This window comes from Enterococcus faecalis (genome assembly GCF_029024925.1).
Lineage (GTDB): Bacteria > Bacillota > Bacilli > Lactobacillales > Enterococcaceae > Enterococcus > Enterococcus faecalis.
On sequence record NZ_CP118962.1, the window covers coordinates 1,000,830 to 1,014,891 of the forward strand.

Genomic DNA, 14,062 nt, shown 5'->3' on the forward strand with positions numbered 1-14,062 from the left:
AACAATGTTATCAATTCGTGAATATTTAGAAGCTGGTGAAACAACAATCTCAAACTTACTATTTGATCATTACCAAAAAATTGGTTTGAAAGATGATGAATTTCTCTTTTTACTGCAACTTTTTCGTTCGCAAAATGCAGGCGATTTATTTCCAGACTTAATGGCGATTGCAGAGACGATGGGCAAAACGCCAGATACGATTTATAAGTTGTTAAATCAATTGGTTTCTCGCGGATTTATTCGAATTGAAACACAACAAAACCAAAAAGGTCAAATGATGGATACGTATGATTTACTGCCTGTTTTTCAAAAGATTCAATTATTTTTACAAACGAGCAAAGAAAAACAAGTTGTCGCAAACCACGAAGATGAAATTAAACAGCTTTACCAAGGCTTTGAAAAAGAATTCGGACGTCCACTTTCACCAATTGAATTAGAAATGATTGGTCAGTGGTTGAACACGGACCATTATTCCCCTGAATTAATCCGGTTAGCGTTGCGAGAAGCCGTTTTAAATCAGGCGTATAGTTTGAAATATATTGATCGTATTTTACTTGCGTGGGAGCGTAAAAATATTACCACCAAAGAACAAGTTGCTGCTGATCAGAAAAAACGAAAAGATTCTATGATTCAAAATGAGATTGAACAACAAGGTCAGACACAAGAATCGTTGCCAAAGGTTACATTACACAATTGGTTAAATCCAGAAGACAGTGAATAAAAAGGAGGTGGGCCATGCTATCAAAAGAGAAAACAATGGAAGCTATTGAAATTATGTATGAGATGTTTCCAAATGCAGAATGTGAATTAAAACATAAGAATCCTTTTGAATTATTAATTGCTGTGATTTTAAGTGCGCAAGCAACCGATGTATCGGTAAATAAAGCGACTCCTGGTTTATTCGCAGCTTTTCCAACACCAGAAGCTTTAGCAGCTGCGCCGGTGGAGGAGATTATTGCTAAAATAAAAACCATTGGCTTATATCGCAATAAAGCAAAAAATATTAAAGCGTGCGCACAACAACTTTTAGAACGTTTCAATGGAGAAGTTCCGCAAACCAGAGATGAACTGGTCAGTTTACCTGGCGTGGGGAGAAAAACAGCCAATGTAGTAATGGGAGATGCTTTCGGCGAACCGGCTTTTGCAGTAGATACACATGTGGAACGAGTGTCCAAGCGCCTTAGAATTTGTAAGCTAAATGCGAATGTTACTGAAGTTGAGCAAACCTTAATGCGTAAAGTTCCGAAAGAACTCTGGGTGAAAACGCACCATACCATGATTTTCTTTGGGCGTTATCACTGCCTAGCAAGAGCGCCTAAATGTGAAGCCTGTCCGCTACTCTATATGTGTCAAGAAGGCAAAGAACGGATGAAAGGGAAATAACACATTTTTTCCTAAAAAAGCGAGCCACAAGTCCAACCGACTTGTGGCTCGCTTTCTTTTTTTGATTTTTAAGAAACGCAACAAATGATTGCGGTTTCTTAAAAATTGATTTAGTATAGACAGTGTGGTATATACTAGAAAATTTATTTTTTTGAAGAAAGATAGGCGATGAAATGACAGAAAATGCACCCAAATTTAAGCAAATTTCTGCAGAAATTGAAAAGAAGATTCGAGACGGTCTGTATGTAAGTGCACAAAAATTACCTTCAGAATATGATTTAGCTAAAGAATATAACTGCAGTCGCTTGACCATCCGTAAAGCGATTGATGATTTGATCCGCAAAAATATTTTGGTAAAACGACATGGTAAAGGTAGTTATGTGATGTCGCAAGCGAAAATTCAAAGTGGTCGCGCTGGCTTACAAGGTTTTACTGAGGCAGCCAAAGCTTACGGGAAAAAAAGCCAGACAGAAGTCATTTCCTTTGAAGAAGTAGTACATCCCGCTGAGAAAATTCGGGAGGCGCTCCAAGTAGGCAAAAATGAGGCAATTTATGAACTGATTCGCCGCCGAATGTTAGACGGCGAACCAATGACAGTTGAAAAAATTTATTTGCCACAGGCATACGTACAAGGCCATACGAAGCAAGACTTCGAGGGCTCTCTTTTCTGCTTAATCGAGAAGAACGTCGAGATTGCTTATTCGCATCAAGAAATTGAAGCAATCTTAGTTGAAGCGGAAATTTCAGAATTATTGAATGTTCCTGTGGGCCAACCACTTTTACAAGTCCACTCTATCACCTATGCGCTTGATGCAACTCCTATTTTATATGATGTCTCTTTATATCGAGCAGATCGGTACACGTTTAAAAACACACTGACCCGCTATAGCCCGTCTGAAAACAACCAAGTGGAGCTAGGAGGTTCTTGGAACGAATGAAGATCAAAGAAGAAATAGCCGCTCAAAAAGATTTATTTTATGAAGACTTAAACAAAATTATCGCGATTCGAAGTGTGAAAGGGTCGCCTAAAAAAGAGGCACCTTTTGGCGAAGGACCGAAAAGAGCCTTGGAAGAAACGCTGAAACTTGCAGAGCGTTATGGTTTTCAAACTGGGATTGTCAATGACGCAGTTGGCTATGCGCAATGGGGAACAGCGGAAGAATATCTGGGAATTATTGGTCATTTAGATGTAGTACCAGAAGGTTCTGGTTGGTCAGTGCCGCCCTTTCAATTAACGAAAAAAAATCAACGTTTGTATGGTAGAGGAATTCTAGATAATAAAGGTCCTATCTTGGCTTGCCTGTATGGAATGAAATTACTGAAAGAACTTGGTTACCAACCAAAGAAAACCATTCGCTTAATGTTTGGCACGGATGAAGAAAGTGGGAGTGGAGATATCCCCTTATATTTAGAGAAGGAAAACGCACCCGTTTTTGGATTTACTCCAGATTGTAAATATCCAGTAGTTTATGGGGAGCGAGGGATTGTTAATTATGAGATCACAACGACCATCCCAGATGATTCAAGTGAACAAATTGGTCAGATTATAGGTGATCAAGCAAAAGACCACGTACCTGATCAATTAAGTGTGGTGATTGCGGGAAAAACAACAGCAATCACGGGAAAACGTGCTCCTTCCAATGCGCCAGAACTAGGCAAGAACGCGATTACTTTATTGGCACAGAAAATTAGCGAGGAACAGTTAGTCAAAGGAAATTTATTACAGTATTTCGACTGGTTAACCGCTAGTTTTCACGAAAAGCACTATGGCGAAGGAGTAGCTCTGGACTTTAAGGATCAGGATAGTGGGCAATTGATTTTAACGCCCTATGCGTTGGAAAAAAGAGGACAGCAATTGGTGTTATCATTGGCCGTGCGTTATCCTGTTTCTATTACAGAAAACGAAGTAACCACGCAGCTAACGAAGGCACTATTTCCAGAAAGTGAAGTGACCGTCATCCGCCGCCTCCCTAGTACGCTGTTTCCAAAAGATGAGCGCAATGTTCAAAAATTAACCAAGGTTTATGAACAAATTACTGGCTTAGATGGGACGCCAGTCACAACTACAGGTGCTACGTATGCTCGCTTTATGCCGAATATCGTTGCTTTTGGTCCATCATTTCTTGGTCAAAAAGGCATTGCGCATAACCAAGATGAATATATGGATGAAAAAGATTTACTGCTTAATCTGGAAATCTATATGCAAGCGATGATTGCATTAACAGAAGCATAAAACCAATAGAAGATACACGTATGAGAAGAAGCCAATGTGTTTCGTAGAGGTCGCATACGTGTATCTTCTATTTTTCTGTATAAAATTTCATTTTCAGTATATACAAAACAGTATATACTAGTTTATAATGGTGGAGAAATGTAAGCGTTAACGAAAGGGCGGATGGAAAATGACTTGGGGTGCAATTGCGACATGGCGGATGGCACATGATGGGTTACTAAAAGCTACAGAAGAATTACAACAAGGAGGTGCTGCAGGCACGGCCGTGGAACAATTAATTAAAGAAGTAGAAGACTATCCTTTTTATAAGTCAGTGGGCTACGGCGGTTTACCTAATGAGGAAGGGATTTTAGAAATGGATGCTGCCTATATGGATGGAGACACATTTGCAATTGGTGCTGTGGCGGGAATTACAGATGTTAAAAATCCGATTTCAGTGGCTAAAGCATTAAGTAAAGAGAAGTTTAATAGTTTTCGTGTTGGCGCAGGTGCAACGAAATATTCAATGTTGCACGGTTTTGAAAGAAAGAATATGTTGACAGAACGCGCTAATCAATGGTGGCAAAAGCGTTTAAAAGAAATTCAGGAAAATCAGTTGAACCCCTATGATGGGCATGATACTGTCGGCGCTATTACGTTAGACCAAACAGGATCAATGGCAGCTGGCACTTCCAGTTCGGGACTCTTCATGAAAAAAGCAGGACGTGTTGGCGATTCACCACTGTCAGGTTCTGGTTTTTATGTTGATAGCGAAATTGGTGGTGCTGCGGCTACAGGCTTAGGTGAAGATTTAATGAAAGGCTGTCTTTCTTATGAAATCGTTCGTTTAATGGGGGAAGGGCGCTCGCCACAACAAGCATGTGATCAAGCGGTCTATGCTTTTCACGAAAAATTGACCCAACGTTATGGGAAAGCAGGAGCTTTTTCACTGGTGGCCATGAACAAACAGGGAGACTGGGGCGTAGCTACGAATGTGGAATTTACTTTTACGGTTGGTACTGATATGCAGCAACCAGAAATCTATATTGCAAATCCAGGCAAGAATCATACCACAGAGATTCAGCCGATTTCACAAGAATGGTTAGCGGCCTATGAAAAAAGAATTAAAGCACCAATTGAATAGATGAGGAGAGTGAAGGAACATGAGTAAAAAACAAATTTATCTTTTTTGTGATGCAGGGATGTCTACAAGTATTATGGTGAATAAAATGATGGAAGTGGTTGAAAAACATCAAATGCCTTTAATGATTACTGCTTTTCCTATTGCAAGAGCACAAGAAGTGGTTGAAGCAGAGAAGCCTGTTGCTATTTTATTAGGACCACAAGTCCGTTTTTTATTAGAAAAAACAAAAGAACAATTTGCTCCGCAAGGGATTCCTGTCGCTGCAATTACGCCAGAAATTTATGGCATGATGGATGGCGAAAAAGCATTGAAAGAAGCACTGCGGTTAATTAAGCAAAATAAAAAATAATAGATAGGAGTGACGACCGTGCAAAAATTTTTGGATTGGTTAGAGCGCGTATTGACCCCTTTGGCAAAAGTGATAGGAGAAAATAAGTATTTAGTAGCGATTCGTGATGGCTTCCTTTTATCAACGCCCTTGTTGATTGTTGGTTCGGTCTTCTTATTAATAGCTAATTTTCCTTTGCCACAATGGGATACTTGGATGTCTCATTTGCTTGGTAAAGACTGGGCGACAATGATGTCTGTTCCAGCTAGTGCTAGTTTTGATGTAATGACCATTCTGGCCGTTGTCGGTATTGCCTATAGTTTAGGGAAACAATTCAATGTGGATGCAATGCAAGCAGGAATTATCGCATTGGTTTCATTTTTTATTGTAACGCCTTATCAAACATTATTTACACCGGAAAATAGTTCAAAGGTTTATGAAGTTACTAGTTTACCTTTAAAATGGATGGGTTCCAGTGGCTTGTTTTTAGGAATGATTGTCGCATTAATTGCGACTCGTTTATTTGTGGCCATTGTTCGTAAAGGGTGGACAATAAAAATGCCAGAAGGAGTGCCACCAACAGTGGTTAAGTCTTTTGAGGCCCTGATTCCGAGTTTTTTAGTTGTTACTCTCATGTTTTTAGTCAATTGGCTGGCTGCTTTAACTCCTTATGGTAATTTACAAGATGTTATTTTTGAATTTCTACAAACGCCCTTATTGAGTCTTGGTAATACCTTAGGTGCAATGAGCATTGCTTATTTATTTTTACACTTCTTTTGGTTCTTTGGCATTAACGGAGGTAGCGTGGTTGGCGCAGTCTTTAATCCTGTTTTGCGGGCATTGTCTGTTGAAAATTTACAAGCATTTAAAGACGGTCATGAAATTCCCAACATCATCACTGGACAATTTCAAGATATGTTTGCAACATTTGGTGGCGCCGGTTCCACACTCTCATTAATCATTGTGATGGTCTTATTCTGTAAAAGTCAACGAATTAAAAAGCTTTCGCAACTTTCACTAATTCCTGGTGTTTTTGGGATTAACGAACCAATCATTTTTGGGTTACCAATTGTTTTAAATCCAATCCTTTTAATTCCATTTGTTTTAGTACCCGCAATTAATATTATTATTGCCTATTTTGCTATGGATTGGGGATTAGTTCCATTGACGAATGGTATTCAATTGCCGTGGACGACCCCACCAATTATCTCAGGATTTTTAGTCAGCGGTTGGCAAGGATCAATTCTGCAAGCTCTCTTATTGGTACTAGGAATGTTCATTTACTATCCTTTTATTCGAGTTATGGATGACCAATATTTACGTGAAGAATGGAAAGCACAAGAAGAAGAGAGTGAAGAAATTGATTTTGATTCCTTTGACTTCGATGATTTATAAAAAAGGAGGAAATAGGCGTGAAAAAAATCCTTTTAGTCTTAAACCACAGTTTAGCAGGATTTGGCAGTGATGAACAAGCTCAGCTGAAACCAAGTGGTAAAAAAGCTCCCTTAGGTCCAGGGGTAACATTGCTACCATTTTTACAGAAGCAAGGAGCGGAAATTGTTGCGACACTTTATTGTGGTGACCAATATTATTTGGAAAACGAGGAAGAGGTAGCAAAGAAATTTATTGGCTTTGCAAAAAAGTTTCATGCCGATGCGGTACTTTGCGGACCTGCCATGCATTATCCTAATTTTGGAGAAATGGCCGCTCGTCTAGCTTGTAAGTTTAATGCTGCGGGCATTCCTGCAATTGTAGCGATGGCAGAAGAAAATCCAGCAGTTAGTCACTATTATCAGCAAGTACCGATTGTGAAGATGCCCAAAAAGGGCGGCATTGGTTTAAATAATTCGTTTAAACAAATGGCGCAATTGGTCGTGGCAAAAGCAAATGGAAAAGAAACCAAACAGTTAGAAGAAACGAGTTGTTTTTAATTGTTGATAATCTAAAGAGAAATCCAGAATGAACGCATGATTGTGTTCGTTTTGGATTTTTTGCTTTTGTTTAGCGAATGTATGTTCTATAATAGGGAGGCAGATAGGTGGGATTACGTGAAATCAACGAGAAAAATTGCGGTGCGTCAAGTGGTCGAATTTATTTTAAGGCGGGGAAGTATCGATTCTCGCCATGTGAGTGAACATACACCACAAGAAGGTAGTCGCCTTCATCGAATGTTGCAAAAGGAAGCGGGGAGCCTTTATCAAAAGGAAGTATCTTTAAAAATTGAGGTGCCTTTAAATGGACATAATTATTGTGTAGAAGGTCGTGCAGACGGCATTTTTGTGAAAGAAACTGGGCAAGTGGTCATTGATGAAATTAAAACATCCGAGCCAGCGTTTGAAGAATTGCCGCCAGAAAAGGTCGAATTGTTTTGGTATCAAGCGATGTGTTATGGTCACATGTATTGCCAACAAGAACAACTTTCTGAAATAACGCTTCAACTCACTTATTATCAGACCACCACAAAACAAATCACACGACAAGAACGCCATTTTACAGAAGCTGCATTAGCGGAGTTTTTTACTGATTTGATGAAGCGCTATGAACAGTGGGTAATTTTTAAAGAAGAGTGGCGTATTTTGAGAAATAAATCATTAAAAAATCTTAGTTTTCCTTACGGGGAGTATCGCAAAGGGCAACGAGAATTGGCGGTAGCCGTTTATAAAACAATTCTTAGTAAACAGCGGCTCTTCGTGGAAGCACCAACTGGAACAGGCAAGACAATGTCCACTCTTTTTCCAGCGATGAAAGCAATTGGTGAAGAAGAAGGCGAACGGATTTTTTATTTAACAGCTAAGACCATCACGCGGCAAGTGGCTGAAGATGCTGTCAAAGCGCTGTCCGAAAAACAAGCGCAAACTAAGAGTATTACGTTAACAGCAAAAGATAAAATTTGTTTTTTAACTGAACGAAATTGTACACCAGAATATTGCCCGTTTGCTGACGGCTATTATGATCGTTTAAATGAGGGACTGTGGGATTTATTGCAACATGAAAATCATTTAACGAGAGAGGTTATTGAACGGTATGCACAAAAGCACCAATTGTGTCCATTCGAGTTGTCGCTAGATGCAAGTCTTTGGTGTGATTTAATTATTGGCGATTACAATTATCTATTTGATCCAACGGTTTATTTACGGCGCTTCTTTGAAGAACCCCAAAGTGCAGAAGAGAATATTTTTTTAGTGGATGAAACCCATAATTTGGTTAATCGTTCACGGGAGATGTATTCGGCCGCTATTTCTAGGAATGCGGTTTTGCAAATTCAAAAAAGATTGCAAAAAGAATCTGTTCAATTAAAAAGAGCTTGTCAAAAAGTCTTAACTACGTTTGATGATATTGAAGCAATCTGTGAAGAAAAAGACACGGATTTTTTTGCCCAACGCGCGCCAATTGATTCATTAGTTAAACAGATACAGCGATTAACAGAAGTAATTGCAGAATGGTTGCCAGAAAATCAACACATTGAGGAATTGGCGTCGATTCTCAGTTTTTATTTTGATTGTTTAAGTTATCTTCGAATCAGCGAGTATTACGACAACGGCTTTTATACGTCTATTTCTTTGCGAAACTATGACTGCGTTGTGAAACAATTTTGTGTCGATCCGGCTTATTTATTGTCACAACGATTAGATAAAGGGAAAGCGAGTATCTTATTTTCGGCAAGTTTAACACCTCTGAATTATTATCAAGAAGTGCTTGGTGGAGGTGAAGAAAGCCTACGTTATCGGATTCCGTATCCTTTTCCAGAAGAAAATCAATTGTTGATGATTGGTAGTCATCTCCAAACAACCTATAAAAACCGTGAAAAAAGTTATCCACAGATTAGTGAACTTTTAGGGAAGTTAAGTGAAACAAAAACAGGTAATTATTTAATTTTTTTCCCTTCTTATGCCTATATGGATGATGTCTATCAAGTATTTAGCCAACGTTACCCGCAAGTAAAAACTCAAATTCAGGGAACGGACTTAAACGAAAAAGAGCGAGAAGCATTTTTAGCTGAATTTAAAGAGAATCCTCAAGAAACTTTCATCGGTTTTTGTGTTTTAGGTGGTATATTTTCAGAAGGAATTGACTTGAAAGGTACCCGATTGATTGGTACGATAATTGTTAGTGTCGGGCTACCACAAATGAATCCGGAGCAAGAACTGATTCGCACTTTTTATCAAGAAGAGCGAGGGCAAGGGTTTCAATTTGCGTATCAAATTCCTGGCATGAATAAAGTCTTGCAAGCGGCTGGACGTGTCATTCGAGATGCGCAAGATAAAGGCTTTGTGTTGTTATTAGACGAACGATTTGAATTACCAAGTGTCCAGCGTTTCTTTCCGCCGCATTGGTTGGCGCATCGTAAGGCAAACACCAATGAACAACTCATTCAACAAGTGAAACAATTTTGGTTAAAAAATAAAGAAAACAAAGGAGGAAACAAATGAAGACCATTTTAGTCCTTCATACAGGTGGGACCATTTCCATGTCGAAAGTAGCAGGAGGAAGTGTTGCCCCGAATGAAAAAAATCCGTTGATGGAACAAGAAGCATTATTTTCTGGCAAGGTTCATTTAGTTGTCGAAGATATTTTTAATATTCCCTCACCACACATGACCTTAGAACGGATGTTTCAATTAAAAGAACGGATTCAAAAAGCCTATTCTGAACCAATTGATGGCGTGGTTATTACGCATGGAACAGATACATTAGAAGAAACTGCTTATTTTTTAGATATAACCTTAGAGAAAAAAATCCCCATTGTTTTAACAGGAGCAATGCGGTCAAGTAACGAAATCGGTAGTGATGGCTTGTATAATTTCATCAGTGCTATTTGGACTGCTTGTTCAGACGAATCGTACGATAAAGGTGTTTTAGTCGTGATGAATGATGAAATTCATACGGCGCGTTATGTGACAAAAACACATACAACGAACGTAGCGACGTTTCGGACGCCAACTTTTGGACCAATAGGAACCATTGCGAAAGAACGTGCTTTTTTTGCGAAAGAGGTCTTACCGCAAGAAGTTTGCGATGTTTCTTCTGTGAAAGGAAATGTTCACGTAGTGAAGGCCTATGCGGGGATGGGTGAACGGATGTTTGAATTATTAAACACCCCAGAAACGGATGGGTTAGTAATTGAAGCGCTAGGTGCGGGTAATTTACCGCCAGAAACGCTCCCAGCATTACAAAAGATGCTAGACAACGGGATTCCAGTCGTTTTAGTTTCTCGTTGTTCCAATGGCATCGCTGAAGATATCTATGATTATGCTGGTGGTGGCGTTGGCTTGAAAAAAATGGGGGTCGTTTTTGCCCGTGGTTTAAACGGACCGAAAGCGCGGATTCGTTTAATTGTTGGTTTAAACAGCGAAAAAAATCCTGCAGAGTTAAAAGAATTTTTGGAACAGTAACTAATTTTAAGGAGAAAATAAATGAAGCTGTTTGAACGCATTCATCAAGATACTGAAATTCGACAAATTTATGATGCAATTGGTCAAATGGAAGATGAAGAAGCTGGGTGGGCATACCATAATTGGTTTCATGTAACCAATGTCGTAGCCATGACGGAAATGATTTTGAAACAACTTGCTGTTTCAGAGGAGTATTTAGAAGCGGCAAAAATTGCGGCACTGCTCCATGATGTGGGTGCGCTACAAGGAAAAGCAGGACATGCACTTCGGGGGAAACAATTTGCAGAAGCATATTTTCGTAAGCAAAAGATTTGTTTGCCTTATCAAGAAGAAATTTTATCTTCTATAGAAAATCATAGTAACGGCTTTGATTCGGAAGAGCTAATGACGCTAGCGCTAATCATTAGTGATAAATTAGATATTACAACCTCTCGTGTTGCCAAGGCTGGTTATTTCGTGCCGGGAATGCGGCAACTTCAATTTTTAAAGAAAATTGAAATTATGCTTTCAGAACAAGAGGTTTGTGTCTCGTTTACGGCAGAAGAAGAACTGGATTTAGAAGAATTAAATGCGTTTTATTTTATGCCAAAGGTCTTCAAAGCAATTGCCGCTTTTTCAGAAAAAATTCAACGCCGACCAATCGTTTTATTGAATAATCAAGAATGGCCGGTACCAAAACCAAAAAATCCTTCAACTGTTCATTAACAGTTGAAGGATTTTTTTAGCGATAATTATTAAACTCAAGAGCTATTGGTAAATCTAATTCTCGTAAAAGAGCCATGACTTTTTGTAAATCATCCCGACTTTTTCCAGTTACCCGAATTTTGTCTTCTTGGATTTGTGACTTAACTTTAATCCCAGAGTTTTTGATAGCTGTGTTGATTTTTTTCGCATTTTCTTTATCAATACCACTGATTAAATCACCATATTGGCGAGCAGTACCGCCTAAGGCTTTTTCACTTTCTGAGAAATGAATATTTTTAATCGGAACATTGCGTTTGACTAATTTTCCAAATAAAATATCCTTCACTTGCTCGACTTTATAATCATCTTCAGCTACGACTACTAGTTTATCGTTTTCCAATTTAATATCAGCAATTGACCCTTTAAAGTCAAAACGATTTTTCAATTCTTTCAAGGCAATTTGAATTGCGTTTTTGACTTCCTCCATATTGACCTCTGAAACTACATCAAAACTTGCTTCTTTTGCAGCCATGTAAAAACCTCCTAAAATATTCTTTGCTTCATCATATCATGAAATAGTAAAAAAGGTTAGGCTAGAATCATTTTGAATAGAGAAATAAGAAGATCAATTTTAGGGATATCTTCCCGCATTCTTTCATGGAAACGTTGCAAAAAAAATTTTCAATGTTCGCTTTTAGCCCCTTTTCTTTTAGGATAGAACCTGTTATTCTAAGTCAGAAGAATAGCGAAGGAGCGAAGAAAAATGAGTCGATTGGTTAGTACTTACCAAAGAAATGAATCGATAAAAAAAATAGCAGTGATGGCGATAACCGCTTTGACTTCTGCGGTCGGTTTGAATTTCTTTTTGATTCCGGCAAAAGTTTTTTCGGCAGGGATGAACGGAATTGCGCAAATCATTGCTACATTATTATATACAAATTTAGGAATCCATATTAATACAGGGATCTTCATTTTATTTTTAAACATTCCCGTCTTCATTCTAGGGTTTGTAAAATTAGGGAAACAATCAACGATTCTTAGTTTCATCAATGTTATTGGCATTTCCGTTGTCACTATGTTTGTGCCAATCGTAACAGTCACAACGAATCCTTTGATGAACGCAATTATGGGTGGTGTCTTAGTCGGCGTTGGCGCAGGGCTTTCATTGAAAATGGGCTTTAACACTGGTGGCATGGACATTATTTCACTGATTCTTTCAAAAACAACAGGGAAAACAGTTGGTAATTTTATGTTCTTATTAAATGGTATTATTGTGCTGTTGGCTGGTTTTGTATTTAACTGGGAAAGTGCGTTGTATACTATTATTTCTATTTACTGTTTGAGTCAGGTGGTCGACATGATTCATACCAGTCACCAAAAAGTCACAGCAATGATTGTCACCACGAGACCAGAAGCCGTTGCCTTAGAAGTTTCTCAACAAATTGCTCGTGGCATGACCTTGTTGCCTTCAATCGGCGGCTATTCAGGTGCAGAAGGTCGGATGATTATGATGGTCATTACTCGCTACGAACTCTATGATTTAGAACAAGCAGTTTACAGTATCGATGAGAATGCCTTTGTAAATATTTTACCAACACAATCGGTTTTAGGGCGTTTTGCCAATGAAGATGAACAACGGATTTTTCATAGTACAGGAACATTTCCTGAGCTTCAATCTTACAAGGTGAAACGTTATCCACCAAAGAAAAAATTAAAATAGCAAGTCGGCCTTCAGATCCCAAAGTCTTAACGGGAAAACTGGAGGTTTTTTTATAAAAATGAAGGTTATGTGAAAGAATAGACAAAAATTTTCTGAAAAAGGGAATTTTACTAGAAAAGTGTCAGGAATTCTGCTAAAATAGAACCGTTGGTTAGGGAACACCTAACAAATAAAGTTTTTAAAAACTTAGGAGGAATTTTTTATGCCAGTAGTATCAGGAGCAGAATTCTTAAAAGCAGCACGTAAAGGCGGCTATGCAGTAGGTGGCTATAACACAAATAACTTAGAATGGACACAAGCGATTTTAGAAGCAGCAGAAGCTAAAAAAGCACCAGTTCTAATCCAAACATCAATGGGCGCTGCTAAATACATGGGCGGCTACAAAGTAGCTAAAGACATGATTACTAATTTAGTAGACTCAATGAATATCACAGTTCCAGTAGCAATTCACTTAGACCACGGTGACTACGAAGCTGCTTTAGAATGTATCGAAGTTGGCTATACTTCAATCATGTTTGATGGTTCTCACTTACCATTCGAAGAAAACTTAAAATTAGCGAAAGATGTAGTTGAAAAAGCTCACGCTAAAGGTATTTCTGTTGAATGTGAAGTTGGTTCAATCGGTGGTGAAGAAGACGGAATCATCGGTACTGGCGAATTAGCTGATATCGAAGAATGTAAACAAATGGTTGCTACAGGTATTGACTACTTAGCATGTGGTATCGGTAACATCCATGGTCAATATCCAGAAAACTGGAAAGGTTTAGCATTTGATCACTTACAAGCAATTGCTGAAGCTGTCGGTTCTGATGTACCTCTAGTATTACACGGAGGTTCTGGTATTCCTCAAGAACAAATTGAAAAAGCAATTTCAATGGGTATCTCAAAAGTTAACGTAAATACAGAATTCCAATTATCATTCGCTAAAGCAACGCGCGAATATATTGAAGCTGGTAAAGATTTAGAAGGTAAAGGATTTGACCCTCGTAAATTATTAGCACCAGGTAAAGCTGCAATCATCAAAGATGCAGAAGAACACATTGATTGGTTCGGTTCAGCTAACAAAGCTTAATCAACTAGTTACGTTAAAGACAGCCACAGCACGTGGCTGTCTTTTTTATTTTTTGTTATTTTTTCATTCTATTAAAATACCTGAGAAGTTTTCTTTTTTCTTAAGCTTGATTATGATAGAATGATTG

The 14,062-nt window shown here is 38.5% G+C and carries 14 protein-coding genes; 13 read left to right on the plus strand and 1 reads right to left on the minus strand.

From position 1 onward, the window contains the following. Positions 1–4 precede the first annotated feature (4 nt). The 11 genes from PYW42_RS04985 (at position 5) to PYW42_RS05035 (ending at position 11,164) form a co-directional block, all read left to right on the plus strand. A complete protein-coding gene (locus PYW42_RS04985) occupies positions 5–721 on the plus strand; it encodes a DnaD domain protein (protein WP_002357986.1) in 717 nt (238 codons plus the stop codon). A gap of 14 nt (positions 722–735) precedes the next feature. Further along, positions 736–1,383 carry an endonuclease III gene (gene nth / locus PYW42_RS04990; protein WP_002357985.1) on the plus strand — a complete coding sequence of 216 codons (648 nt, stop codon included), beginning with the start codon at positions 736–738 and terminating at the stop codon, positions 1,381–1,383. Between the two features lie 173 nt (positions 1,384–1,556). After that, positions 1,557–2,321: a GntR family transcriptional regulator, LSA1692 subfamily gene (locus tag PYW42_RS04995; protein WP_002357984.1), complete on the plus strand. Its 765-nt coding sequence runs from the start codon at positions 1,557–1,559 to the stop codon at positions 2,319–2,321. Continuing rightward, on the plus strand, positions 2,318–3,616 hold the full coding sequence (locus PYW42_RS05000) for a Sapep family Mn(2+)-dependent dipeptidase (protein ID WP_010816105.1): 1,299 nt from the start codon (positions 2,318–2,320) through the stop codon (positions 3,614–3,616). Before PYW42_RS04995 ends, PYW42_RS05000 begins: the two co-directional genes overlap by 4 nt. A gap of 169 nt (positions 3,617–3,785) precedes the next feature. After that, the gene (locus PYW42_RS05005; RefSeq protein WP_002361636.1) at positions 3,786–4,739 is read left to right on the plus strand and encodes a N(4)-(beta-N-acetylglucosaminyl)-L-asparaginase; all 954 of its coding nucleotides are present in this window, start codon (positions 3,786–3,788) and stop codon (positions 4,737–4,739) included. Between the two features lie 19 nt (positions 4,740–4,758). After that, on the plus strand, positions 4,759–5,088 hold the full coding sequence (locus PYW42_RS05010; protein WP_002408283.1) for a PTS sugar transporter subunit IIB: 330 nt from the start codon (positions 4,759–4,761) through the stop codon (positions 5,086–5,088). 18 nt (positions 5,089–5,106) lie between these two features. Further along, a complete protein-coding gene (gene celB, locus PYW42_RS05015) occupies positions 5,107–6,462 on the plus strand; it encodes a PTS cellobiose transporter subunit IIC (protein ID WP_002384702.1) in 1,356 nt (451 codons plus the stop codon). A 17-nt stretch (positions 6,463–6,479) separates the two neighbouring features. Next, entirely contained in the window at positions 6,480–6,998 is a 519-nt protein-coding gene (locus PYW42_RS05020; RefSeq protein WP_002409860.1) for a GrdB-related putative oxidoreductase, read from the plus strand. 36 nt (positions 6,999–7,034) lie between these two features. Then, the gene (locus tag PYW42_RS05025) at positions 7,035–9,497 is read left to right on the plus strand and encodes a helicase C-terminal domain-containing protein (protein ID WP_002409859.1); all 2,463 of its coding nucleotides are present in this window, start codon (positions 7,035–7,037) and stop codon (positions 9,495–9,497) included. After that, the gene (locus PYW42_RS05030; RefSeq protein ID WP_002357976.1) at positions 9,494–10,459 is read left to right on the plus strand and encodes an asparaginase; all 966 of its coding nucleotides are present in this window, start codon (positions 9,494–9,496) and stop codon (positions 10,457–10,459) included. The genes PYW42_RS05025 and PYW42_RS05030 overlap by 4 nt, the downstream gene beginning before the upstream one ends. Before the next feature lie 21 nt (positions 10,460–10,480). Continuing rightward, positions 10,481–11,164, plus strand: a complete 684-nt coding sequence (locus PYW42_RS05035) for an HD domain-containing protein (protein ID WP_002409858.1) — start codon at positions 10,481–10,483, stop codon at positions 11,162–11,164. A gap of 16 nt (positions 11,165–11,180) precedes the next feature. Here PYW42_RS05035 and PYW42_RS05040 read toward each other — a convergent pair whose 3' ends face one another. Continuing rightward, positions 11,181–11,675: a YajQ family cyclic di-GMP-binding protein gene (locus PYW42_RS05040; protein WP_002409857.1), complete on the minus strand. Its 495-nt coding sequence runs from the start codon at positions 11,673–11,675 to the stop codon at positions 11,181–11,183. Between the two features lie 231 nt (positions 11,676–11,906). Between PYW42_RS05040 and PYW42_RS05045 the strand changes: the two genes are divergently transcribed. Both PYW42_RS05045 and PYW42_RS05050 read left to right on the plus strand, forming a co-directional pair. Continuing rightward, complete coding sequence (locus tag PYW42_RS05045) at positions 11,907–12,863, plus strand: YitT family protein (RefSeq protein WP_002381974.1); 957 nt, start codon at positions 11,907–11,909, stop codon at positions 12,861–12,863. 202 nt (positions 12,864–13,065) lie between these two features. After that, positions 13,066–13,935 (plus strand): class II fructose-bisphosphate aldolase, encoded by an 870-nt coding sequence (locus PYW42_RS05050; RefSeq protein WP_002357972.1) that lies wholly within the window; start codon positions 13,066–13,068, stop codon positions 13,933–13,935. The last annotated feature ends 127 nt before the right edge of the window (positions 13,936–14,062 follow it).